Source organism: Agromyces sp. P2_B3 (assembly GCF_056404815.1).
This window is the reverse complement of the sequence record NZ_JBFUDH010000003.1, coordinates 301,888-323,726: the sequence shown is the minus strand read 5'-3', so window position 1 is coordinate 323,726 and position 21,839 is coordinate 301,888. Positions and strand designations below refer to the sequence as shown.

18 protein-coding genes are annotated in these 21,839 nt (G+C 70.2%); 12 read left to right on the top strand and 6 right to left on the bottom strand.

Annotation, left to right across the window (positions count from 1 at the left end):
- Window positions 1-88: 88 nt before the first annotated feature.
- The 4 genes from AC1DZA_RS07095 to AC1DZA_RS07080 form a co-directional block, all read right to left on the bottom strand.
- Window positions 89-520 carry a hypothetical protein gene (locus tag AC1DZA_RS07095; protein ID WP_476763087.1) on the bottom strand — a complete coding sequence of 144 codons (432 nt, stop codon included), beginning with the start codon at window positions 518-520 and terminating at the stop codon, window positions 89-91.
- Between the two features lie 160 nt (window positions 521-680).
- Window positions 681-869 carry a hypothetical protein gene (locus AC1DZA_RS07090; RefSeq protein ID WP_309979378.1) on the bottom strand — a complete coding sequence of 63 codons (189 nt, stop codon included), beginning with the start codon at window positions 867-869 and terminating at the stop codon, window positions 681-683.
- An 86-nt stretch (window positions 870-955) separates the two neighbouring features.
- Window positions 956-1,336 (bottom strand): DMT family transporter, encoded by a 381-nt coding sequence (locus AC1DZA_RS07085; RefSeq protein WP_476772196.1) that lies wholly within the window; start codon window positions 1,334-1,336, stop codon window positions 956-958.
- A 1-nt stretch (window position 1,337) separates the two neighbouring features.
- A complete protein-coding gene (locus AC1DZA_RS07080) occupies window positions 1,338-1,658 on the bottom strand; it encodes a DMT family transporter (protein WP_476763089.1) in 321 nt (106 codons plus the stop codon).
- 95 nt (window positions 1,659-1,753) lie between these two features.
- Between AC1DZA_RS07080 and AC1DZA_RS07075 the strand changes: the two genes are divergently transcribed.
- The 6 genes from AC1DZA_RS07075 (at window position 1,754) to AC1DZA_RS07050 (ending at window position 11,198) form a co-directional block, all read left to right on the top strand.
- The gene (locus AC1DZA_RS07075; RefSeq protein ID WP_476772195.1) at window positions 1,754-4,000 is read left to right on the top strand and encodes a bifunctional alpha,alpha-trehalose-phosphate synthase (UDP-forming)/trehalose-phosphatase; all 2,247 of its coding nucleotides are present in this window, start codon (window positions 1,754-1,756) and stop codon (window positions 3,998-4,000) included.
- A 10-nt stretch (window positions 4,001-4,010) separates the two neighbouring features.
- The gene (gene ilvD, locus AC1DZA_RS07070; RefSeq protein WP_159600411.1) at window positions 4,011-5,705 is read left to right on the top strand and encodes a dihydroxy-acid dehydratase; all 1,695 of its coding nucleotides are present in this window, start codon (window positions 4,011-4,013) and stop codon (window positions 5,703-5,705) included.
- A gap of 44 nt (window positions 5,706-5,749) precedes the next feature.
- A complete protein-coding gene (locus tag AC1DZA_RS07065; protein ID WP_476772194.1) occupies window positions 5,750-7,552 on the top strand; it encodes an acetolactate synthase large subunit in 1,803 nt (600 codons plus the stop codon).
- A 2-nt stretch (window positions 7,553-7,554) separates the two neighbouring features.
- Window positions 7,555-8,064: an acetolactate synthase small subunit gene (ilvN, locus tag AC1DZA_RS07060; protein WP_159600415.1), complete on the top strand. Its 510-nt coding sequence runs from the start codon at window positions 7,555-7,557 to the stop codon at window positions 8,062-8,064.
- A gap of 38 nt (window positions 8,065-8,102) precedes the next feature.
- Entirely contained in the window at window positions 8,103-9,161 is a 1,059-nt protein-coding gene (gene ilvC, locus AC1DZA_RS07055; protein ID WP_396133179.1) for a ketol-acid reductoisomerase, read from the top strand.
- Window positions 9,162-9,338: 177 nt separating this feature from the next.
- Entirely contained in the window at window positions 9,339-11,198 is a 1,860-nt protein-coding gene (locus AC1DZA_RS07050; protein ID WP_476772193.1) for a 5'-nucleotidase C-terminal domain-containing protein, read from the top strand.
- A gap of 121 nt (window positions 11,199-11,319) precedes the next feature.
- Here AC1DZA_RS07050 and AC1DZA_RS07045 read toward each other — a convergent pair whose 3' ends face one another.
- Window positions 11,320-15,456 carry an nSTAND1 domain-containing NTPase gene (locus AC1DZA_RS07045; protein WP_476772192.1) on the bottom strand — a complete coding sequence of 1,379 codons (4,137 nt, stop codon included), beginning with the start codon at window positions 15,454-15,456 and terminating at the stop codon, window positions 11,320-11,322.
- A gap of 303 nt (window positions 15,457-15,759) precedes the next feature.
- Here AC1DZA_RS07045 and AC1DZA_RS07040 point away from each other — a divergent pair, with 303 nt between their 5' ends.
- The 5 genes from AC1DZA_RS07040 (at window position 15,760) to serA (ending at window position 19,522) form a co-directional block, all read left to right on the top strand.
- The gene (locus AC1DZA_RS07040) at window positions 15,760-16,017 is read left to right on the top strand and encodes a hypothetical protein (protein ID WP_476772191.1); all 258 of its coding nucleotides are present in this window, start codon (window positions 15,760-15,762) and stop codon (window positions 16,015-16,017) included.
- Window positions 16,018-16,119: 102 nt separating this feature from the next.
- Window positions 16,120-16,866 carry a copper homeostasis protein CutC gene (locus AC1DZA_RS07035; protein WP_476772190.1) on the top strand — a complete coding sequence of 249 codons (747 nt, stop codon included), beginning with the start codon at window positions 16,120-16,122 and terminating at the stop codon, window positions 16,864-16,866.
- A 9-nt stretch (window positions 16,867-16,875) separates the two neighbouring features.
- Window positions 16,876-17,349 (top strand): DNA polymerase III subunit gamma/tau, encoded by a 474-nt coding sequence (locus AC1DZA_RS07030; RefSeq protein ID WP_476772189.1) that lies wholly within the window; start codon window positions 16,876-16,878, stop codon window positions 17,347-17,349.
- 1 nt (window position 17,350) lies between these two features.
- The gene (locus tag AC1DZA_RS07025; RefSeq protein ID WP_476772188.1) at window positions 17,351-17,758 is read left to right on the top strand and encodes a bacitracin resistance protein; all 408 of its coding nucleotides are present in this window, start codon (window positions 17,351-17,353) and stop codon (window positions 17,756-17,758) included.
- A 171-nt stretch (window positions 17,759-17,929) separates the two neighbouring features.
- Window positions 17,930-19,522, top strand: a complete 1,593-nt coding sequence (gene serA, locus AC1DZA_RS07020) for a phosphoglycerate dehydrogenase (protein WP_476762470.1) — start codon at window positions 17,930-17,932, stop codon at window positions 19,520-19,522.
- An 11-nt stretch (window positions 19,523-19,533) separates the two neighbouring features.
- Here the strand turns inward: serA and AC1DZA_RS07015 are convergent, their stop codons facing one another.
- On the bottom strand, window positions 19,534-20,097 hold the full coding sequence (locus AC1DZA_RS07015) for a TetR/AcrR family transcriptional regulator (protein ID WP_476772187.1): 564 nt from the start codon (window positions 20,095-20,097) through the stop codon (window positions 19,534-19,536).
- Window positions 20,098-20,174: 77 nt separating this feature from the next.
- On the opposite strand from AC1DZA_RS07015, the gene AC1DZA_RS07010 reads away from it, so the two are divergent.
- On the top strand, window positions 20,175-21,782 hold the full coding sequence (locus tag AC1DZA_RS07010) for an MFS transporter (protein WP_476772186.1): 1,608 nt from the start codon (window positions 20,175-20,177) through the stop codon (window positions 21,780-21,782).
- The last annotated feature ends 57 nt before the right edge of the window (window positions 21,783-21,839 follow it).

Sequence of the window (21,839 nt, the reverse complement as noted above, 5' to 3'; positions counted from 1 at the left end):
TCGCCCTGGGCGTACAAGAATCGCCGTGCGTTTTTGGAACGGCGCAGCGGTCCCGGCCGGCGCAGCACGTCGGCGGGTCCGCGGCGCCTCAGGCGGCGCGGGCCTCGATCGTGGCGGCGGCGCCGATGGTCGGGAGGGATGCGGCATCCGACTCGGACTCGGCGACGACCACGGGGTCGGCCCAGACGACGAGCGGCGCGGGCTCCCAGCTCAGGGCGAGCGGCTCGTCCTCGGCCGGCACGACGATGGCGACCGACTCGCGCTCGTCGAGCAGGGTGCGAGTGAGTTCGGCGGCGATCTGGTGGGTCAGCATGGCGTGGAAGATGCGGTCGGTGTCGGCGTCGGTGCGACGCACGAGCGACCAGGCCCCGTTGGGACCGATGAACTCCGAGAGCCTGGCGTTCAGCAGTTCGAAGAGGTGCTCGCCCCGAAGGTCGGCCGCGGTCGCGCGCGGCTTGGGGGCGGCGGCGTGGGCGGCGGCCTGTGCGGCAAGCCTCGCTCTGCGCCAGCGGCGGAACATCGGTGGCCCCTCTCGGTGGGAACGGTCCGCACGGCTCTGGCCGGGCGGCGGGTCGTGATTTCAGTCTCTGCCCGTGCGCCGCGGATCGCGGTTGACACGCCGCAGTCGCCGGTTTGCGAGACCGGTCGAGAGGGGGATCGGGAGAGCTCCGTCGACGATGCTACTCGGTCAGCTCGGCACGCTTCGACTCGTCGGCGACGGTGCCGATCGCGATGGCGAGGCTGGCCGCCCAGGAGATCCACATGAGGAGGAGGCGCCAGTCCCGCGGGCCCGACGCGGTGGCCTTCACCACGCCGATCGCGCCGAAGATCGAGCTGATCACTGCTCCGCTGAAGAGGTACTTGCGCATGCCGCAACGCTATCGGATCGGCATCCGCCCGCCGAGGGGTTGCGCGGGACACGCCCGTACCCCTCGAGGTCGCGGTGCCGGACCGGTCAGGTTCCCGGCGGCTCGTCGGGCGGGGGCAGCGCGCCCACCGCGTCGGCCACGCGCTCCTCGTGGGAGTGCACGAGCTTCAGGCCGACGACGCAGGCGATGATGCCGGCGAGGAAGATCACCTTCAGCACGCTCGCCGACTCGCCGCCGAACGTGATGGCGTAGGTCACCGTGAGTGCGGCGCCGAGGCCCGTCCAGATGGCGTACGCGGTGCCGAGCGGGATGCCGCGCATCGCGTAGGCGAGTCCCCCCATGCTGCCGGCGAGGGCGACGAAGAACACCACCGTCGGCAGGGGCTCGGAGAATCCCTCGGAGTACCCGAGCGCGGTCGCCCAGACCGCCTCGAGGACGGCACTGATGATGAGGATCGTCCAGTACACGTCAGGCCTCCCCGACGAGCTTCAAGCCGATGACGCAGCCGATGATCCCGAGCAGGAGCAGGACCTTCACGACGCTGGCCTTCTCGCCGCCGAAGATCATCGCGTAGGCGACGGTGAGCACCGCGCCGATGCCGACCCACACCGCGTACGCGGTGCCGACGGGGATCACGGTCATGGCGAAGGCGAGCCCCGTCATGCTGAGCGCCAGCGCCACGAGGAACAGCAGCGTCGGCCAGAGCCGGCGGAAGTTCTTCGAGGCGCCGAGTGCCGTCGCCCACACCGCCTCGAGCACGCCCGACGCGATCAGGATCACCCACTCCATGCGCCACCCCCGAGCGTCACTGTAACGCTCTGCGCCCCGCCGGCGAAGGACCGGCTGTTAGCCTGAACGGATCGCGAGGGAGGGACACCCGCCACATGCACGCCCCTGATTCGGAGCGCGACGAGCTCTACGTCGACCACGTCTACGACATGATCGTGGTCTCGAACCGGCTTCCCGTCGACTACCGCGAGGGCCCCGACGGAACCACCCAGTGGAACAGCTCGCCGGGTGGCCTGGTGACCGCCCTCGAGCCGGTGATGCGCGCCGCCGACGGCGCCTGGATCGGTTGGGCGGGCGTCGCCGACCGCGAGTTCCCTCCGTTCGAGCACGACGGCATCTCGATCATCCCGGTTCCGCTCTCGGCCGACGAGCTCGAGGACTACTACGAGGGCTTCTCGAACGACACACTGTGGCCGCTGTACCACGACGTCATCGCGCCGCCGTCCTTCCACCGCGAGTGGTGGGAGGCGTACGTGCGCGTCAACCGGCGCTTCGCCGAGGCCGCCGCCCGTGCGGCATCCGACGGCGCCGTCGTCTGGGTGCAGGACTACCAATTGCAACTGGTGCCGCGGATGCTGCGCGAGAGCCGCCCCGACCTCGTGATCGGGTTCTTCAACCACATCCCGTTCCCCGCCTACGGGATCTACTCGCAGCTGCCGTGGCGGCGGCAGGTGATCGACGGACTGCTCGGGGCCGACGTGATCGGCTTCCAGCGCGCCGCCGACGCCGGCAACTTCTCGCGTGCCGTGCGCCGCCTGTTCGGCTACTCCACGCACGGCACGATCATCGACGTGCCCGACGACGGGGGCGACCCGCGGCGGGTGGTGGCGCGGCACTTCCCCATCTCGATCGACACCGCGGGGTTCGAGGAGCTCGCCCGTCGCGCCGACGTCCAGGAGCGCGCGCAGGAGATCCGCGAGAGCCTCGGCAACCCCGAGACGATCATGCTCGGCGTCGACCGGCTCGACTACACCAAGGGCATCCGGCACCGCATCAAGGCGTTCGGCGAACTGCTGCGCGACGGACGGCTCAAGGTCGAGGACGTCACGCTCGTGCAGGTGGCCAGCCCGTCGCGAGAGCGCGTCGAGACGTACCGACAGCTCCGCGACGAGATCGAGCTCGCGGTGGGCCGGCTCAACGGCGACTACTCCACCCTCGAGCACCAGGCCATCGCCTACCTCCACCACGGGTACCCGCGCGAGGAGATGGTGGCGCTCTACCTGGCGGCCGACGTCATGCTCGTCACCGCGCTGCGCGACGGCATGAACCTCGTGGCCAAGGAGTACGTGGCCTGCCGGTTCGACGACGACGGGGTCCTGCTGCTCAGCGAGTTCACCGGGGCCTCCGATGAGCTCCGGCAGGCGGTGCTGGTGAACCCGCATGACATCGAGGGCCTGAAGGACGCGATCGTCGAGGCGACCCGGATGCCGAAGCGCGAGCGCTCCCGTCGCATGCGGGCACTGCGCAAGCGGGTGCGCGACAACGACGTGGCCCACTGGTCGGCGAGCTTCCTCGAGACGCTGACCGGCGCGGGCATCATCAAGCCCGGGGTGTCCGATCCGCTGCAGGCGGCGATCAACCGGATGGCCGGCACGGAGCGGCTGCTCGTCGCGCTCGACTTCGACGGCACCCTCGCGCCGCTCGTCGACCGGCCCGAGGACGCACGAGCGACGGACCGGGCGCGGGCGGCGATCGAACGACTCGGCGCCGCCGACGACACCCGGGTGGCCATCGTCTCCGGACGGGCCCTCGAGAGCCTCGGCCAGGTCGCCAGGCCGCCCGAGGGCACGCTCCTCAGCGGATCGCACGGGGTGGAGCTGCAGCTCGACCCCGCCGGCGTCACGATCGACCTTCGCGAGTCCGAGACGGCGAAGCTCGAACGGCTGTCGTCGATCGTCGAGGAGATCGCGTCGGGCGCCGACGGCGCGTGGATCGAGCACAAGCCGGCCGGGCTCGCCCTGCACACGCGCCGACTCACCGGCAACGCCGGCACCGCGCTGCAGCACGCGGCGCGGAACCGGGTCGAGGCCGAACTGCTCGGCATCACCGTGCGCACCGGCAAGTCGGTGCTGGAGTTCGCGGTGCGCTCGAGCGACAAGGGGGAGTCCCTGACCCGCCTGCGGCAGCACGTGGGCGCGACGGCGGTCATGTACGTGGGCGACGACGTCACCGACGAGGACGCGTTCGCGACCCTCGACGCCGAGGACGTCGGCGTGAAGGTGGGCCAGGGCAAGTCGATCGCGACGTACCGGGTGCGCAGCCCGGAGGACGTCGCCGACCTCCTCGAGCGCCTCGCCGATGCCCGTGACGCGGCGCGCGAGGCCCCTTCGCGCTGGCCATAGACTCGAAGGCATGTCGGAGTTCGATCCCAAGCCCCGTAGTCGCACCGTCACCGACGGCATCGAAGCCATGACCAGCCGCGGGATGCTCCGCGCCGTCGGCATGGGCGATGCGGACTGGGACAAGCCGCAGATCGGCATCGCGAGCTCGTGGAATGAGATCACGCCCTGCAACCTCTCCCTGGCGCGGCTCGCGCAGGCGGCGAAGGAGGGCGTGCACGGCGGCGGCGGGTACCCGCTGCAGTTCGGCACCGTCTCCGTCTCCGACGGCATCTCGATGGGCCACGAGGGCATGCACTTCTCGCTCGTCTCCCGAGAGGTCATCGCCGACTCCGTCGAGGTCGTCATGCAGGCCGAGCGCCTCGACGGCTCCGTACTGCTCGCCGGCTGCGACAAGTCGATCCCCGGCATGCTGATGGCCGCCGCGCGACTCGACCTCGCGTCCGTGTTCCTCTACGCCGGCTCGATCGCGCCCGGGTGGGTGCGCCTCTCCGACGGCACCGAGAAGGACATCACGATCATCGACTCGTTCGAGGCGGTCGGCGCCGTGCGTGCCGGCACCATGAGCGAGGCCGACGCCAAGCGCATCGAGTGCGCGTTCGCGCCCGGCGAGGGCGCCTGCGGCGGCATGTACACGGCCAACACCATGGCCTCGGTCGCCGAGGCACTCGGGCTGTCGCTGCCGGGCTCGGCGTCACCGGCATCCGCCGATCGCCGTCGCGACTACTACGCGCACCGCTCGGGCGAGGCCGTCGTCAACCTGCTGAAGCACGGCATCACGGCCCGCCAGATCCTCACCAAGCAGGCCTTCGAGAACGCCATCGCCGTCGGCATGGCCCTCGGCGGCTCCACCAACATCGTGCTGCACCTGCTCGCCATCGCCCGCGAGGCCGAGGTCGAGCTGACCCTCGACGACTTCAACCGCATCGGCTCGAAGGTGCCGCACATCGGCGACCTGAAGCCGTTCGGCAAGTACGTGATGAACGACGTCGACCGCCGTGGCGGCCTGCCGGTGCTCATGAAGGCGCTGCTCGACGCCGGGCTCATGCACGGCGACGCGCTCACCGTGACCGGCAAGACCCTCGCCGAGAACCTCGCCGAGATGGACATCCCGCCGCTCGACGGCGAGGTGCTGCGCACCCTCGACAACCCGATCCACGAGACCGGCGGGCTCACCATCCTGCACGGTTCGCTCGCCCCAGAGGGCGCCGTCGTCAAGACGGCCGGATTCGACGCCGCCACGTTCGAGGGCCCCGCGCGGGTGTTCGAGCGGGAGCGCGCCGCGATGGACGCCCTCACCGCCGGCGAGATCAAGCACGGCGACGTGGTCGTCATCCGCTACGAGGGCCCCAAGGGCGGTCCGGGAATGCGGGAGATGCTCGCGATCACCGCGGCCATCAAGGGCGCTGGGCTCGGAAAAGATGTACTACTCTTGACGGACGGTCGATTCTCAGGCGGCACAACCGGCCTCTGCATCGGCCATCTGGCACCCGAAGCGGTGGACGCAGGTCCTATCGCCTTCGTGCGCGATGGTGATCTGATACGGGTCGATATCGCAGCTCGTTCCATCGACCTACTGGTCGACGATGCCGAGCTGGCTGCCCGCCGTGAAGGCTGGGCTCCGCTTCCTCCGCGCTATACCCGTGGCGTCCTCGCGAAGTACTCCAAGCTCGTGCGTTCCGCCGCAGAAGGCGCCACGACGGGGTGAGTGCTGCGCTCCCCGCACACACCGTCCATCAGAACAGGAACCGAATGACCACGGAATCGACGCCCGTGCCTTCGCCCGCCCCAGTGCCGTCCGGCGCTCCCGTCGAGATGACGGGTGCCGAGGCGGTCGTCCGCTCGCTCGAGATGCTCGGCATCACCGACGTCTTCGGCCTGCCCGGCGGCGCGATCCTCCCCGTCTACGACCCGCTGCTCGACAGCCGCAAGCTGCGGCACATCCTCGTGCGCCACGAGCAGGGCGCCGGCCACGCGGCCGAGGGCTACGCCTCGTCGTCCGGCAAGCTCGGCGTCGCCATCGCGACGTCGGGTCCGGGCGCGACGAACCTCGTCACGGCCATCGCCGACGCCCACATGGACTCGGTGCCGATCCTCGCGATCACCGGCCAGGTGTTCTCGAACCTCATGGGCACGGACGCCTTCCAGGAGGCCGACATCGTCGGCATCACCATGCCCATCACGAAGCACTCCTTCCTCGTGAAGGACCCTGCCGAGATCCCGGGCACGATCGCGGCGGCGTACCACATCGCCACGACGGGGCGTCCGGGCCCCGTGCTCGTCGACATCACCAAGGACGCGCAGCAGGCGAAGTTCACCTTCCGCTGGCCGCCGAAGGTCGACCTGCCGGGCTACCGGCCCATCACGAAGGCGCACGGCAAGCAGGTCGCGGCCGCCGCGCAGCTGCTCGCCGAGGCGAAGCGCCCGGTGCTCTACGTGGGCGGCGGCATCATCCGCTCGCACGCCTCCGAGGAGCTGCTCGCGCTCGCGGAGGCGACGAACGCACCGGTCGTGACCACGCTCATGGCTCGCGGCGCGTTCCCCGACTCGCACCAGCAGCACCTCGGCATGCCGGGCATGCACGGCACGGTCCCGGCCGTGATCGCGCTGCAGGAGGCCGACCTCCTGCTGGCGCTCGGTTCCCGGTTCGACGACCGCGTGACCGGCAAGGCCGCGCTGTTCGCGCCGAACGCCAAGGTCGTGCACGTCGACATCGACCCCGCCGAGATCTCGAAGATCCGCACGGCCGACGTGCCGATCGTGGGCGACCTGAAGGACGTGCTCGTCGACCTGCTCGCCGCCTACGGCGACACCACGACGGGCGGGCAGCCCGACATCGATGAGTGGTGGGCCACGCTCGACGGACTCCGCTCCGAGTTCCCGCTCGGATTCTCGAAGCCCTCCGACGGCCTGCTCGCGCCGCAGCACGTCATCCAGCGCATCGGCGAGCTCACGGGGCCCGAGGGCGTCTACGCCGCGGGCGTGGGCCAGCACCAGATGTGGGCCGCGCAGTTCATCAAGTACGAGCGACCCAACTCATGGCTGAACTCGGGCGGCGCCGGCACCATGGGCTACGCGGTGCCCGCGGCGATGGGCGCCAAGGTCGCCCAGCCCGACCGCGTGGTCTGGGCGATCGACGGCGACGGCTGCTTCCAGATGACCAACCAGGAGCTCGCCACCTGCACCCTGAACGACATCCCGATCAAGGTCGCGATCATCAACAACTCCTCGCTCGGCATGGTGCGCCAGTGGCAGACGCTGTTCTACGACGGCCGCTACTCGAACACCGACCTGAACACCGGGCACGACACCGTACGGGTGCCCGATTTCGTGGCGCTCGCCGAGGCCTACGGCGCGCTCGGCATCCGGGTCACCAAGGAGGAAGAGGTCGACGCCGCCATCAAGCTGGCGCTCGAGACCAACGACCGCCCGGTGGTGATCGACTTCGTCGTCTCGGCCGACGCGATGGTCTGGCCGATGGTGCCGCAGGGCGTGTCGAACAGCTACATCCAGTACGCCCGCGATCACTCGCCGGCCTTCAGCGAGGAGGACTGACCATGTCGACCCACGTGCTCTCCCTCCTCGTCGAGGACAAGCCCGGCCTGCTGACCCGCGTCGCCGGACTCTTCGCGCGACGCGGCTTCAACATCGAATCGCTCGCGGTGGGCCACTCCGAGATCGAGGGGCTCTCGCGCATCACGGTCGTGGTTGACGTCGAGGAGCTTCCCCTCGAGCAGGTGACGAAGCAGCTCAACAAGCTCATCAACGTCATCAAGATCGTCGAGCTCGACCCCAACCAGTCGGTGCAGCGCGAGCACCTGCTCATCAAGGTGCGCGTCGACAACGCGACCCGCTCGCAGGTGCTCGAGGCGGTCAACCTCTTCCGCGCCCGCGTCGTCGACGTGTCGACCGACGCCCTCGTCATCGAGGTCACCGGGGACTCCGGCAAGACCACCGCGTTCCTCCGGGTGCTCGAGCCCTACGGCATCAAGGAGATCGCCCAGTCGGGCCTCCTCGCGATCGGCCGTGGCGGCAAGTCCATCACCGAGCGCGTCTTCAAGAACTGATCACGGATGCCGCGGCGCGCCGTCGCGGCATCCGTCACCTGAACCGAAACCAAGGAGAAAGACAGCACATGGCTGAGATCTACTACGACAAGGACGCCGACCTCGCGCTCATCCAGGGCAAGAAGGTCGCGGTCATCGGCTACGGCTCGCAGGGACACGCGCACGCGCAGAACCTCCGCGACTCGGGCGTCGAGGTCGTCATCGGCCTCAAGGAGGGCTCGAAGTCGAAGTCCAAGGCCGAGGAGGCGGGCTTCGAGGTCAAGAGCGTCGCCGACGCCGCGGCCGGTGCCGACGTCATCGTCATCCTCGCGCCCGATCAGTACCAGCGTCACATCTACGCCGAGTCGATCAAGGACAACCTCGCCGAGGGCAAGACCCTGGTGTTCGGCCACGGCTTCAACATCCGCTTCGGCTACATCGAGGCGCCCGAGGGCGTCGACGTCGTCATGGTCGCCCCGAAGGGCCCGGGCCACACCGTGCGCCGCGAGTACGAGGCGGGTCGCGGCGTGCCCGTGATCGTCGCCGTCGAGAAGGACGCGTCGGGCAACGCCTGGCCGCTCGTGCTCTCGTACGCCAAGGCGATCGGCGGCCTGCGCGCCGGCGGCATCAAGACGACCTTCACGGAGGAGACCGAGACCGACCTGTTCGGCGAGCAGGCCGTGCTCTGCGGCGGCGTCTCGCAGCTCGTGCAGTACGGCTTCGAGACCCTGACCGAGGCGGGCTACCAGCCGCAGGTCGCCTACTTCGAGGTGCTCCACGAGCTGAAGCTCATCGTCGACCTCATGTGGGAGGGCGGCATCGCCAAGCAGCGCTGGTCGGTCTCCGACACGGCCGAGTACGGCGACTACGTCTCGGGCCCCCGCGTCATCGACCCGCACGTCAAGGAGAACATGCAGGCCGTGCTCGCCGACATCCAGTCGGGCGCGTTCGCCGAGCGCTTCATCGCCGACCAGGACGCCGGTGCCCCCGAGTTCCTCGAGCTCCGCAAGAAGGGCGAGGCGCACCCGATCGAGGCGACGGGCCGCGAGCTGCGCAAGCTCTTCGCCTGGAACGCGTCGAACGACGACGACTACGTGGACGGCGAGGTCGCTCGCTGACGCGAGCCTCGCTCGTTCGTCGACGCGTCATCGCGTCGTGAGGCCCGCTCCGGATGCTCCGGGGCGGGCCTTTCCGTCGGGGCCGGGCGCCAGCCAGTCGTCCCGTGCCGTGCTCGTATGAGCGAGTTGCGCACAAGCACTTGTCCAAGCGGTCGCCGGTGTGGTCGCATGCCTTCCATGACCGAACTCCCACACCACCACTCCGACCCGACCCCGCGCTGGTGCTCGTGCGCCGTGCCCGACGACGACGCAGCGCCCACGGGCTCCGGACTCACCCGACGGAACATGCTCGTGGGGATCTCGGCCGCCGGCGCGCTCGCCGCGGTCGGATGGCCGGGCGCCGCCCAGGCCGCCCCGAATGACAAGTCGGTGACCATCACGATCATGGGCACCTCCGACCTGCACGCCAACGTCATCAACTGGGATTACTACAAGGACGCCACCTACAGCGACGCCCAGGGCAACGTGGTCGGGCTGGCGCGCGTCTCCAGCGTCGTCAACGAGATCCGCGCCCAGCGCGGCCGTGAGCACACGCTGCTCTTCGATGCGGGCGATACGATCCAAGGCACTCCGCTGGGGTTCTACTACGCGACCGTCGAGCCGGTCACCGAGACGGGCGCGGTCCATCCGATGGCCGCGCAGATGAACGCGATCGGCTATGACGCCGTCGCGCTCGGCAATCACGAGTTCAACTACGGCCTCGAGTTCCTCGACTACTGGATCTCGCAGATGGACGCCGACGTGCTGGCGGCGAACGCCGTGCACGCCGGCACGAAGGTGCCCGCGTACCTCCCGTACACGATCAAGACGATGAAGGTGAAGGGGCGTCCGCCGATCCGCGTCGGTGTACTCGGTCTCACGAACCCGGGTGTGGTGATCTGGGACAAGGGGAACGTCAGCGGCAAGCTCGAGGTGCAGGGCCTCGTCGAAGCGGCGGCGCGCTGGGTGCCCGTGATGCGCGCGGCGGGCGCCGACATCGTCGTGGTGAGCGCGCACTCGGGCGACAGCGGCACCTCGTCGTACGCCGGCGACCTGCCGGTCGAGAACGCGGCCGCGCTCGTCGCCGAGCAGGTGCCGGGCATCGACGCGATCCTCTTCGGGCACGCGCACCGGGAGGTGCCGCAGCGGTTCGTCACGAACCTCGAGACGGGTCGCCAGGTCGTGATGAGCGAGCCGAAGAACTGGGGCCAGCGGCTCAGCGTCTTCGATCTCACGCTCGAGTTCGCCAAGGGCAAGTGGACGGTCGCCTCGAGCTCGTCGACCACGCTGAACACCAACACCGTGGTCGACGACCCCGCGCTCGTCGCCGTGGTGCAGGCGCAGCACGATGCCGTCGTCGACTACGTCAACACGACGGTCGCGACCTCGACCGAGGCGATGTCGGCCGCCGAGGCGTGCTGGAAGGACACGGCGATCCTCGACTACGTGAACGTGGTCCAGGAGGCCACGGTCGCCGCGGCCGTGGCCGGCACGCCCGAGGCGTCCCTCCCGATCGTCTCGATCGCCGCGCCGTTCAACCGGGCGGCGAGCTTCCCGGCGGGTCCGGTCTCGATCAAGGACGTCGCGGGGCTCTACATCTACGACAACACCCTCCTCGCCTCGATCCTCACCGGCGCCCAGATCAAGGACTACCTCGAGTACTCGGCGGAGTACTTCAAGCCGGTGGCGCCCGACGCACCGGTCGACCCGGCATCCTGGACGAACGCGAACAACCGGCCCGACTACAACTACGACCAGTTCTCGGGTGTCGACTACGGCGTCGACGTGTCGCAGCCCGTCGGTTCACGCATCGTGGGGCTGTCGTACCAAGGCGCTCCGGTGGCGGCCGGCCAGCAGTTCCTCGTCGCGGTGAACAACTACCGGCAGTCGGGCGGCGGCGGATTCCCGCACATCGCGACGGCTCCGGTGGTCTACAACGCGCAGGTCGCGATCCGCGAGGCGATCGTGTCGTACGCCTCGGCGTCCGGCACCATCGACCCGGCCACGTTCCACGTCGAGAACTGGCGACTCGTGCGCAACGGCGTACCAGTGTTCTGACCCCTCGAACGCGATGGCGGCCCGTCCCGATCCGGGGCGGGCCGCTCGTCCGAGCCGCGAGGTATCCCTTGCGGCGGGGTCGACGTCGGCCGGCCCCGCTGTTCGCTCTTGGAGCGGCCCGTCAGTCGAAACCGCACGTGCTCTGTGGCTCGCCGAGCGCTGCGAGGTAGGTGCGCCACTCGTTCTCGGTGAGATCGCGGCCGGCGATCCGGCAGGCGAACTCGAACTGGTGCTCGGGATCGATATCCCACACCATGACGCCCTCGGGCGTCGAAAGAGCAATCTCGAGGCCATCGGGGCGGAGGACACCTTCGGGCATCGGGAACGCCAGCTCCGTGCCTTCGAGATCAACAAGAATGCCCTGAGCAACGGCTCGATCGTCGGTCCGGAAAGGCTCCCCAATCCCGATTCCCGTCGTCGTGTCGTAGAGCAACGCGGTTCCGTCGTCAGTCGTCACGAGCAGGGTCCGCGCGTCACGACTCAGCGACGGCAGCGCGAGGCCGCCCGCTGCGCCAGGGATCGTCCCCACCCCAACAAGCGGATCCGTCTCGTATCGACCCATTCGAGTGCCCTCCATGCCGAGGAGCTCGCCGTCTGCGAGCATGACGTGGGCTTTGATCTCCGTAGGGTCGTCGGAAAGGATGCGATGATCTTCGGCGGAGAGTATCGCCAGCCGAAGGTTCGACGTGTCCACGGTCTCCCACGGCGACGGCCCATCGTTCGAGTGCGTCACGGCGATCCGGTCACCCTCGGGTGATACCGAGATCCAGAGCGGGTACCCCTCGACTCGCCACGGCTCGCCTACCAGGTCACCTGTCCGCGGATCGAGCTCCTGGATGAGCCCGCCCCGCGTTGCATGGAGTCTCGTGCCGTCGGTCGAAGGCCAGAGTTTGTCAGCACCCAGGTCGATCGTCCCCACTTCGTCCCCAGTGTCCGCCTCGATGATGCGGAACAACCCGTCCGCTTCCGAACGCGCATACAGCCGTCCGTCCCGCGCCCAGCCGAGATCACTCACCGCCTTGTCGAACTGATATGTCACATCGCCGGTCGCCGTGTCCATGACGACGACGCCCTCGAGGACACCGTCCATGATCCGACCGATCTCGACGCCGACGGTCGGGGGGTCGACCTGAGGTGCGGTCGCAATGGACGAGCCTTCGTACGAATACGGTCCCGCCAGCAGGTGGCCGCGAGCGACGAGCCGACCGCCCAGGCCGATCCCCTCGAGATCCCATCGGGAGACGACCGGCTCACTGCCACTGATGACCGTCAAGACCGCGCCGTCGGTGCTCACGTCGATCGTCCCGACCTCGCCGTCGACAGGCGCGATCTCCTCGGCGGGAATCGGCGCGCCGTACGCGAGATCGAAGACGCTGATCCGCCCGAGTCTGCCTCCGCAATAGACGCGTTGCATCGACTCCGACAAGGCAAGCCAATTGCATCCCTCTGGAAAGGGTACGGTCGTCGACCAACGCACCTGCTGGCGGTCGGGTTCGAAGGCGATCAGCCCGAACGCCCCCGACGCGATCGCGATCCCAGAGTCGCCGACAGCCATGGCGGCGTGCGCAGACAATTCGGGCACTGCCATGCTCGAGGAGATCGTCGCCGATGCCGGATCGATCACGTCCACGCGGTCGTCGAGGCGTCCGACGAGGAGCCGGCCCCGGCCGTCGAACGCCAGCGCGGCGGAATGCGGGTAGACCTGCCAAGACTGAACCGCCGCGCGTGTCTCCTCGGCGATGCCGCGCATCCGCCAGTCCGAGGTCGTCACGAGTGTCACGGCGCCATCGCGGTAGTCGGCGATCGCGATGGTCGAGCCGTCGGCATTCACGGCGAGCGCACCCGTTCCCACGTCGATCCGGCTCGGACCCCCGATGCGTTCCGCTCGTTCGAGATCGAACACGACGAGGTCGGATTTCGTGGATGGTCCGGACGAGGGCCGGCGGTCAGACCGCGTGTCAGCCGGCCACAGCACGGCACCGACGCGGCCGTCGGCGCTCACCTCGACGAGCGGACTTGCGGGGGCCGGTTCGGGATCGAACCCGAGGTCCAGTTCCCTGAGAACCGCTCCCGTTCCGGCATCGCGGATGCCGGCCTCGCCGGCGGACGTGACGACGAGCACGTGCTCCGTGCCTGGGATGACGCTCCCATACGTGTTGCCGCTCGACGCCAGGACGGCCGTGCCGAGGAATCCGCCCGCCCCTTGGAGCACGCTCATGAGTCCCGAGCGCGTGCGCGGGTCGTCGGGCCACCGTCGATACGCCTCGGCCGCGAGGAGGGCCGAGACGTCGCGCTCCGACGTCCTCAGCGAGCGCGACGTGGCGACGAGTGCCTCGATCGTGGCACTGTCTCGTTGGGCGTTCGCCTCCTGGGAGGACACCACCGCCACTGAGCCGGCGCCCGCGAGCAGCACGATCAGGCCTGCCGCGACCCCGAGCAGCGCGCGCAGGCGCCAGTTCTGCCGTCGTTCCCGTTGCTCGCGGGCCTCGAGTGCCCACCTGCCGGACGCCTCGAGCGCCTCCGACGCGTCCAGGAACTGCGATTCGGTCGTCGTGAGGTCTCGGTCGCCGGTCGACCGCCAGTCCAGCGCGGTCTGCAGTCGTCCCCCGCGGAAGAGGTCCTCGTCGGGCCGCCCGTCGGCATCCCATGACTCCGCAGCCGTGGACAGCGTGTGCATGGTGCGTTGCGCATCCGCGTCCTCGTCGAGCCACCCGCGCAGGCGTGGCCATGCGTCAGCCAGAGCCTCATGGGAGACGACGATCGTCGTCTCGTCGGCGCTGACCAGTCGCGCAGCTTCGAGCATCGCGAGCACACGGTCGCGTGCGGCGTCGTCATGGAGCGACTTCACCGGCAAGGTGCGACGTATGGGACTGCCGTCCGGGCTCAGGGACACGAGCCGCAGCAACGTCGAGCGGCAGAGCGCCCGCTCTGAGGGCGTCATTCGCTGGTAGAGCCGGTCTGCCGATTGGGCGATGGCGCCGGACAGGCCGCCGGCCGCCTCGTAGCCCGCGACGGTGAGCGTCGAGCCTTCGCGACGGAGCCACGTCTCGACGAGGGCGTGCGAGACGAGGGGGAGCGCACCGGCCTGCCCGGCGGCATCCCGCAGGATCAGTTCGGTGAGACCCGGCTGCAGCCGGAGGCCGGCCAAGCGAGCCGGACCTTCGATCGCCTCCCGGAGCCCGTCCATCCCGATCGGGGGCACGAGGTGGACGCCCTCGATGAAGGCCGGTCCGAGGCGCGGAAGCCGAGCGCAGTCGTCGAGGAAATCGCTGCGAACGGTGAGCAGGACGGTTCCGCCTCGGTGAATGTAGCCGGCGAGCGCCGCGCAGGTCTCGTCGATCGCATCGTCGGACAGGCCCTGATGCAGGAGTTCCTCGAACTGGTCGACGACGAGCACGTCCCCGACGCGCAGTGAAGCGAACAGTTCCTGGACGTCGGACGCGACGGTCTTTCGAGGCAGCAGGACCTCGACTCGTCGCCGTTGACGTCGAAGGGCCGGTGTCACCCCGGCGCGGACGAGGGACGACTTGCCGCATCCGCTCGAACCGACGAGCGCGACGAACGGGGCGCGGTCGATCCGTGCAAGCGTGGAGAGAATGTCACGGGAGCGACCGAAGAACTCCTCTTCGTCCTCGACGTCGTACGCGTCGAGCCCGCGATATGGGGATGTCGGCTCGACGTTCGGGCCTCGCACGGATGAAGCAGTGAGCACGGGGTCATGCCGGAGCATCGATTGCTCGAGTGCCGCGAGCTCATCCGAGAGGTCGATCCCGAGTTCCTCGTCGAGCCGGCGCCGCGCCTCACGGATCGTCGCAAGTGCTTCCGCCTGTCGACCACCGCGGTAGAGGGCGACGGCGAGGATACCCCACCTGCGTTCGCGAAGCGGCGCGTCCTGCACGAGCCGTTCCGCCCTGCTCACGATGCTGACGTCGTAGCCGAGGTCGAGCTGTGCTTGGAGCCGCCCCTCCTCGGCCGAGCCACGGAGATCGACAAGTCGCTGGGACTCGGCGACGGCGGGCGCCCAGTCGGGCAGGTCGGCGAAGGCACTTCCCCTCCAGAGTCCGAGCGACTGAGAGAAGGCCGCCTCCGCGCGATCCGGCTCACCGTCCCGAGCGTGCGCCATGCCGGCTTCGACTAATCGTTCGAAGCGGACGGCGTCGACCGAGTCGGACGTCACGTTGAGCCGATACCCTTCCGGCAGCGTCTCGATCGGCGGGACTCCTTCGTGGCGTCGAAGCCGTGCGATCGCGATCTGCACCTGCTTCGCCCACGTCGGCGGAGGGTCCTCACCCCAGATCGCATCGGCGATGTCACCGGGCGCGAGCGGATCACCGGCCCGAAACGCGAGTGCGGCGAGGACGGCTCGCTCTCGCGGGCTGATCGGGGCCCCGTCGACGACGAGCGTCCCGAGGACGCTGACGCTCATGCTGCGCATTGTCCTCGCGACCGGAAGGCCCGTCAATCGAACGGTCGGTGGGTGGATACTCGGCGGATACCAGCCTGAGCTCGCCGGATACCGGCGTGCGCTCGATGGATACCCGGGGGCGGCACGGTCGGAGACATGAACGCACGCACCCGCACCATGGCCTCCGCGCTCATCGCCGCGGCGGCCCTCATCGCCTCACTCGCCGGCTGCGCCGGCACGGCAGGTCCTGCCGACCAGAAAGCGGAATCCAGCATCCGGCAGGATGTCGCGGAGCGGCGCATCTGGATGCACGCTGGAGCCGTCGGTCCGGATGTCGCGGAGCGGCGCCTCTGGATGCACGCCGGAGCCGTCGGTCCGGATGTCGCGGAGCGGCGCCTCTGGATGAACAACTGACCAGCACCATCACGACTCAGTCGGGCTGCCCCGGGTCGCGGCGTCGCTCCCGCTCGCGGGCGTCCGCCGAGGCAGCCCCACTCCACCCAGTAGCGTGTCGGAATGGCCATTTCCCTCCCCGTCGAGATCGCCGTCCAGGATGCCGCCGGCGCGCGCATCGCACAGGAGGCAGGTGCCGCTCGCGTGGAGCTCTGCCAGGCGCTGGGCCTCGGCGGGCTGACCCCGTCGGCGGGACTCATCGAGGCGACGGTCGGCGTCGCCGCCGCGGCATCCGTCACGTCGTTCGTGCACGTGCTCATCCGCCCGCGCGGCGGCGGGTTCGTCTACGACGCCGACGAGCTCGACCTGATCGGCCGCGACATCCGCATGGCGCGGTCGCTCGGTGCCGACGGCGTCGTCGTCGGCGCGCTGACGGATGCCGGTGCGCTCGACCTCGATGCGATCGCCGCGTTCCTCGACGCCGCCGAAGGGCTCGACGTCACCGTGCACCGGGTGGTCGACGCCGCGACCGATCCGCTCGCCGCGGTCGCAACCCTGGCCGGCACGGGGGTGCGACGGGTGCTCACCTCGGGCGGCGCGGCCGACTGCCGTGCCGGACGCGAGGTGATCGCCCGCATGGTGACCGAGGTCGGGGGCGCGCTCGAGGTCATGGCCGGCGGCGGCGTGCGCGTCGACGACATCGCCGCACTCGGCGCGGCGGGCGTCGACGCGGTGCACCTCTCCGCGCGGCAGCGCGTCACTCGTGGCGGCGCGAGCGGTCCAGGTGGCGGCGAGGTCGGCTTCGACACGACGGATGCCGCGATCGTGCGCGCCGCGGTCGCAGCCGCGCGTGCACCCGTCGATCGCTAGTCTGGTCGCATGACCCGCGAGCCCGACGACGACGCACTGCGTTGGGAGGGCGACGACGATCCCACGCTCGCGCCCGGCTGGAAGCGGGTGGGCGAGCCGGCGCCGATCGAGGCGGCGACGGATGCCCCGGATGCCCCGGATGCCGGGGATGCCGTGCCATCCGCCGCGACGGTCGCGGCTGACGAGACGGATGCCCGGCGGCAGGCCGGCTCCGTCGAGCTCGTCGTGCTCGGGCTCCTCGGCGGGGTCTACCTGCTCTACTCGATCGGCTGGCTGATCTGGGCCTCCACGCCCGCGGTCGAGCTCGGCGATCCCGTCGCACAGTTCATGTACGGACTCGGCCGGTGGTTCGCGGTGCTCGCGCCCGTGCTGTGGTTCGCCGCCGTGCTGTGGCTCGCCGCCGAACACCGCCGCGCCCGCCTGCTCTGGCTCGTCGCCGGCGCAGTCCTGCTCGTGCCCGTCCCGTTCCTGCTGCGAGGCTGAGATGACCGACGCATCCCTTCCCACCGGTGGGTCCGTCCCACCGGATGCCGCCGCGGAGCCCCGCGAGACGGCGACGGTCCGTCGGCCGACCCCGCGCTGGCTCGCGATGACCATCGCCGTCGTCTTCGGCGTGCTCTATGCGTACGACGTCTGGGAGGCGGTGGGCAACCTCGTCGGACTGAACCTCCAGGCGGGTGCCCTCGGCGTGCCGCTCAGCGCGCTGGGACTCACGCTCCTCATCGCCGCCCTCATCGTGCCGTTCCTCGTGTTCGGGGTCGCGTTCTGGCTGGGCCGCCGTCGCGCCCCGCTCGCACAGGTGCTGCTCTTCCTGGCCGGGTACGCCCTCGTGCAGGCGCTCGCGTTCGACGCGGCCGTGTTCTTCGGCCTGGGCGGCTTCGACCTGTCCTGACGACGGGGCCGCCACGGCCACCGGCGCGAGGGTGTGACGGCGACGACGTCACAGAAGGAGTGCGGCATGCACGCTCCAGTAGAGTGGCCGGGTAGCGCCCCCACGGCGTGTGGCGCATCCCACCGCACATCAGAGCGCCGTGCGCGCGCTTCGCACCCGAAGGAATCGTTCGTGTCAAAGCCGGTCGTGCTGATCGCAGAAGAACTCTCGCCCGCCACCGTCGACGCCCTCGGGCCCGACTTCGAGATCCGCAACGTCGACGGCACCGACCGTTCCGCGCTGCTGGCCGCGCTGCCCGAGGCGAACGCCATCCTGGTGCGCTCGGCGACGAAGGTCGACGCCGAGGCGATCGCCGCCGCGCCCAGGCTGCAGGTGATCGCACGTGCGGGCGTCGGCCTCGACAACGTCGACATCAAGGCGGCGACCGCGGCCGGCGTGATGGTCGTGAACGCGCCGACGTCGAACATCATCTCGGCGGCCGAGCTCACCGTCGGCCACATCCTGAGCCTCGCCCGGCACATCCCGGCCGCGCACTCGGCGCTCGCACAGGGGGAGTGGAAGCGGTCGCAGTACACGGGCACCGAGCTCTACGAGAAGACGATCGGCATCATCGGCCTCGGCCGCATCGGTGCCCTCATCGCGGCTCGACTGCAGGCGTTCGGCACCGAGGTCATCGCGTACGACCCCTACATCACCGCCGCCCGCGCGCAGCAGCTCGGCGTGCAGACCGTCACTCTCGACGAACTCCTCGAGCGCAGCGACTTCATCACCATCCACATGCCGAAGACGCCCGAGACCACGGGCATGATCTCGACCGAGCAGCTCGCGAAGATGAAGCCGACGGCGTTCGTCGTGAACGTCGCACGCGGCGGCCTCATCGACGAGGACGCGCTGTACGAGGCGCTGGCCGCCCGGCAGATCGCCGGTGCCGGTCTCGACGTGTTCGTCACCGAGCCGCCGCGCGAGTCGCCGTTGCTCTCGCTGCCGAACGTCATCGTCACGCCGCACCTCGGCGCGTCGACCGACGAGGCGCAGGAGAAGGCGGGCGTCTCGGTCGCCAAGTCGGTGCGGCTCGCGCTCGCGGGCGAGCTCGTGCCCGATGCGGTGAACGTCGCGGGCGGCGTCATCGACCCGTACGTGCGACCCGGCATCCCGCTCGTCGACAAGCTCGGCCAGCTCTTCGCGGGCCTCGCAGACGCCGCGATCACGAGCCTCGACGTCGAGGTGCACGGCGAGCTCGTCGACTACGACGTCAGCGTCCTGAAGCTCGCGGCACTGAAGGGCGTGTTCACGAACGTGGTCAGCGAGACGGTTTCGTACGTGAACGCGCCGCTGCTCGCCGAGCAGCGCGGCATCGACGTGCGCCTCATCACCGACGCCGACTCGCCCGAGTACCGCAACGTGATCACGCTCGCGGGCGCGCTCGCCGACGGCCGCCAGCTCTCGGTCTCGGGCACGCTGACCGGCACCAAGCAGATCGAGAAGCTCGTGGGCATCAACGGCTACGAGATCGAGGTGCCGATCGCGACGACGCACATCGTGATGGAGTACACCGACCGGCCCGGCATCGTCGCGGTCTACGGCCGCGAGTTCGGCGATGCGGGCATCAACATCGCCGGCATGCAGATCGCGCGTCGCGAGGCCGGGGGCCAGGCGCTCAGCGTCCTGACGGTCGACTCGCCGGTGCCCACCGATGTGCTCGACCGCGTGCGCGAGGCGATCGACGCCGACGTGCTCGTCGAGATCGACATCACCGAGGAGTAGCGGGCGCCCGCTCAGGCCCGAGGTGGGCCGTCGGCGAGCCGTTCGAGCAGGTCGACCAGGTCGTCCATCTCGTGCTCGGGCGGCGCGTCCACGCCGGTCTCCGCGTCGTCGCCGTGCAGCGCGGAGTCGTAGTACAGGCCGTCGCCGATGAGCGTGATGGCGAGTGCGACCGTGGGGTCGGCCACATGCGTGCGCACCGCGCCGAGCCACCGCTGGCGCACCGACCGGATCATGCGAACGGCCGACGGATGCCCCGCCTGCGCGAGTCGCGCGGCGGCGACGCCTGCCCGCTCGAAGGCCGTGTCGCTCGCGACCGACGTGCGCACGAAGTAGGCGACGGGACCCTCGGGTGCTGAGGCCATGACCTCGAGGTCCGCATCGACGAGCGCGGAGAAGTGCGCCAGGACGGCGTCGATCAGGGCTTCGCGCGTCGGGAAGTGGTAGAGCAGCCCGCCCTTCGAGACCCCCGCCCCGCGCGCGGCAGCGTCGAGCGTCGCGGCACGGTCGCCGCCCTCCACGAGCAGGCGCTCGAAGGCGTCGAGCACGGCGTCGCGCGCGGCTGGGGGACGACTCATGTGCTCGATCGTAGCGAGCGGCATCCGACCATGACCTGATACTATACCGGCTGGACGGTAAAGTAATGGAAGCCGAGATGACGAACACCACCCAGCCCGAGACCCAGCCGAACGAGCTCGCGTCGCGCAGCATCGCGCCGATCGATCCCGGCCGAGCCTCGGCGGCGCCCGGACGTCGCACCCCGCGCGCGCCGCGCCGCGCCTGGTTGGCGCTCGCCGTGCTCATGCTGCCCGTGCTCCTCGTCTCCATCGACAACACCGTCCTCAGCTTCGCGCTGCCCGCCATCTCGCGCGACCTCGCACCGACGGCCGCCCAGCAGCTCTGGATCGTCGACGCGTACCCGCTCGTGCTCGCCGGCCTCCTCGTGGGCATGGGCAGCGCCGGCGACCGCTTCGGCCGCCGCCGCATGCTCCTGATCGGTTCGACCGGCTTCGCCGTGGTCTCGGTGATCGCCGCGTTCGCGCCGACGGCGGAGGCGCTCATCGGCGCCCGCGCGGCCCTCGGCTTCTTCGGCGCGATGCTCATGCCGTCGACCCTGTCGCTCCTGCGCGCGGTCTTCACCGATCGCGAGCAGCGACGACTCGCCATCGCCATCTGGGCGTCGGGCTTCGCGGCCGGCAGCGCCCTCGGGCCCCTCGTCGGCGGGCTCCTCCTCGAGCAGTTCGCGTGGGGGTCCGTCTTCCTCCTCGCGGTGCCGGTGCTCGTGCCCCTGCTCGTGCTCGTGCCGCTGCTCATCCCCGAGAGCCGCGACCCCGCGCCCGGGCGCATCGACGTCGTGAGCACGGTGCTCTCGCTGGCCGCGATGGGCCCGATCGTGTACGGCATCAAGTCGCTCGCCACCGAGGGCGTCGGCGGCTTCGGCGTGCAGGCGATCGCGTTCGGCGCGTTCTGCGCGCTGTGGTTCGTGCGGCGGCAGCTGCGCAGCGAGTCGCCCATGCTCGACGTGCGCCTGTTCCGGCAGGGCTCGTTCGGCGGTGCGGTGCTCGTCAACCTCTTCAGCGTGATCGCGCTGGTCGGATTCCTCTACTTCGTGTCGCAGCACCTGCAGCTCATCGCGGGGCTCACGCCGGTCGCTGCGGGCCTCGCCCTGCTGCCCGGCCTCGTCGCCATGATCATCGCCGGACTCGCCGTGGTGCCGATCGCCCGTCGCGTGCGCCCCCGCGTGCTCGTGCCGGTGGCGCTCGGCCTGTCCGCGGGGGGATACCTCCTCATCGCGCTCACCACGAGTGCGGAGTCGATCGCCCCCATCGTGATCGCCTTCGTGCTGCTCGGCGTGGGCATCGGCTCGGCCGAGACGGTCTCGAACGAGCTCATCCTCTCGAGCGCGCCGCCCGCGAAGGCCGGTGCCGCGTCGGCCGTGTCCGAGACCGCCTACGAGCTGGGCGCCGTCCTCGGCACGGCCGTGCTCGGCAGCATCCTCGCGGCGCAATTCCGGTCGGGGATCGTGCTGCCGTCGCTCCTCACCGACGCGCAGGCGGATGCCGCGCGCGAGACGCTGGCCGGGGCCGTCACGGTGTCCGAGCAGCTGCCAGGCCCGATCGGCGCCGAGCTCGCGGCATCCGCAGCCCACGCGTTCGACGGCGGCGTCGTGGTGACCTCGCTCATCGGCGTGGGACTCATGCTCGCGGCCGCCGTGGTCGCGGCGATCGCGCTGCGGAACCCGGCGCCGGCTCCGACCGAATGACCACGTCGGGCAGCCGGGTCGCCCGGCCGACCCGGCCGGCACGACGAACGGCCGCCG

Coding starts and splice junctions, on each gene's coding strand:
- AC1DZA_RS07050 (WP_476772193.1), top strand. CDS start 9,339: ATGACCGAACTCCCACACCACCACTCCGACCCGACCCCGCGCTGGTGC.
- AC1DZA_RS07035 (WP_476772190.1), top strand. CDS start 16,120: ATGGCCATTTCCCTCCCCGTCGAGATCGCCGTCCAGGATGCCGCCGGC.
- AC1DZA_RS07010 (WP_476772186.1), top strand. CDS start 20,175: ATGACGAACACCACCCAGCCCGAGACCCAGCCGAACGAGCTCGCGTCG.
- AC1DZA_RS07095 (WP_476763087.1), bottom strand. CDS start 520: ATGTTCCGCCGCTGGCGCAGAGCGAGGCTTGCCGCACAGGCCGCCGCC.
- ilvN (WP_159600415.1), top strand. CDS start 7,555: ATGTCGACCCACGTGCTCTCCCTCCTCGTCGAGGACAAGCCCGGCCTG.
- AC1DZA_RS07090 (WP_309979378.1), bottom strand. CDS start 869: ATGCGCAAGTACCTCTTCAGCGGAGCAGTGATCAGCTCGATCTTCGGC.
- AC1DZA_RS07080 (WP_476763089.1), bottom strand. CDS start 1,658: ATGGAGTGGGTGATCCTGATCGCGTCGGGCGTGCTCGAGGCGGTGTGG.
- AC1DZA_RS07065 (WP_476772194.1), top strand. CDS start 5,750: ATGACCACGGAATCGACGCCCGTGCCTTCGCCCGCCCCAGTGCCGTCC.
- AC1DZA_RS07015 (WP_476772187.1), bottom strand. CDS start 20,097: ATGAGTCGTCCCCCAGCCGCGCGCGACGCCGTGCTCGACGCCTTCGAG.
- AC1DZA_RS07025 (WP_476772188.1), top strand. CDS start 17,351: ATGACCGACGCATCCCTTCCCACCGGTGGGTCCGTCCCACCGGATGCC.
- AC1DZA_RS07030 (WP_476772189.1), top strand. CDS start 16,876: ATGACCCGCGAGCCCGACGACGACGCACTGCGTTGGGAGGGCGACGAC.
- AC1DZA_RS07075 (WP_476772195.1), top strand. CDS start 1,754: ATGCACGCCCCTGATTCGGAGCGCGACGAGCTCTACGTCGACCACGTC.
- AC1DZA_RS07040 (WP_476772191.1), top strand. CDS start 15,760: ATGAACGCACGCACCCGCACCATGGCCTCCGCGCTCATCGCCGCGGCG.
- ilvD (WP_159600411.1), top strand. CDS start 4,011: ATGTCGGAGTTCGATCCCAAGCCCCGTAGTCGCACCGTCACCGACGGC.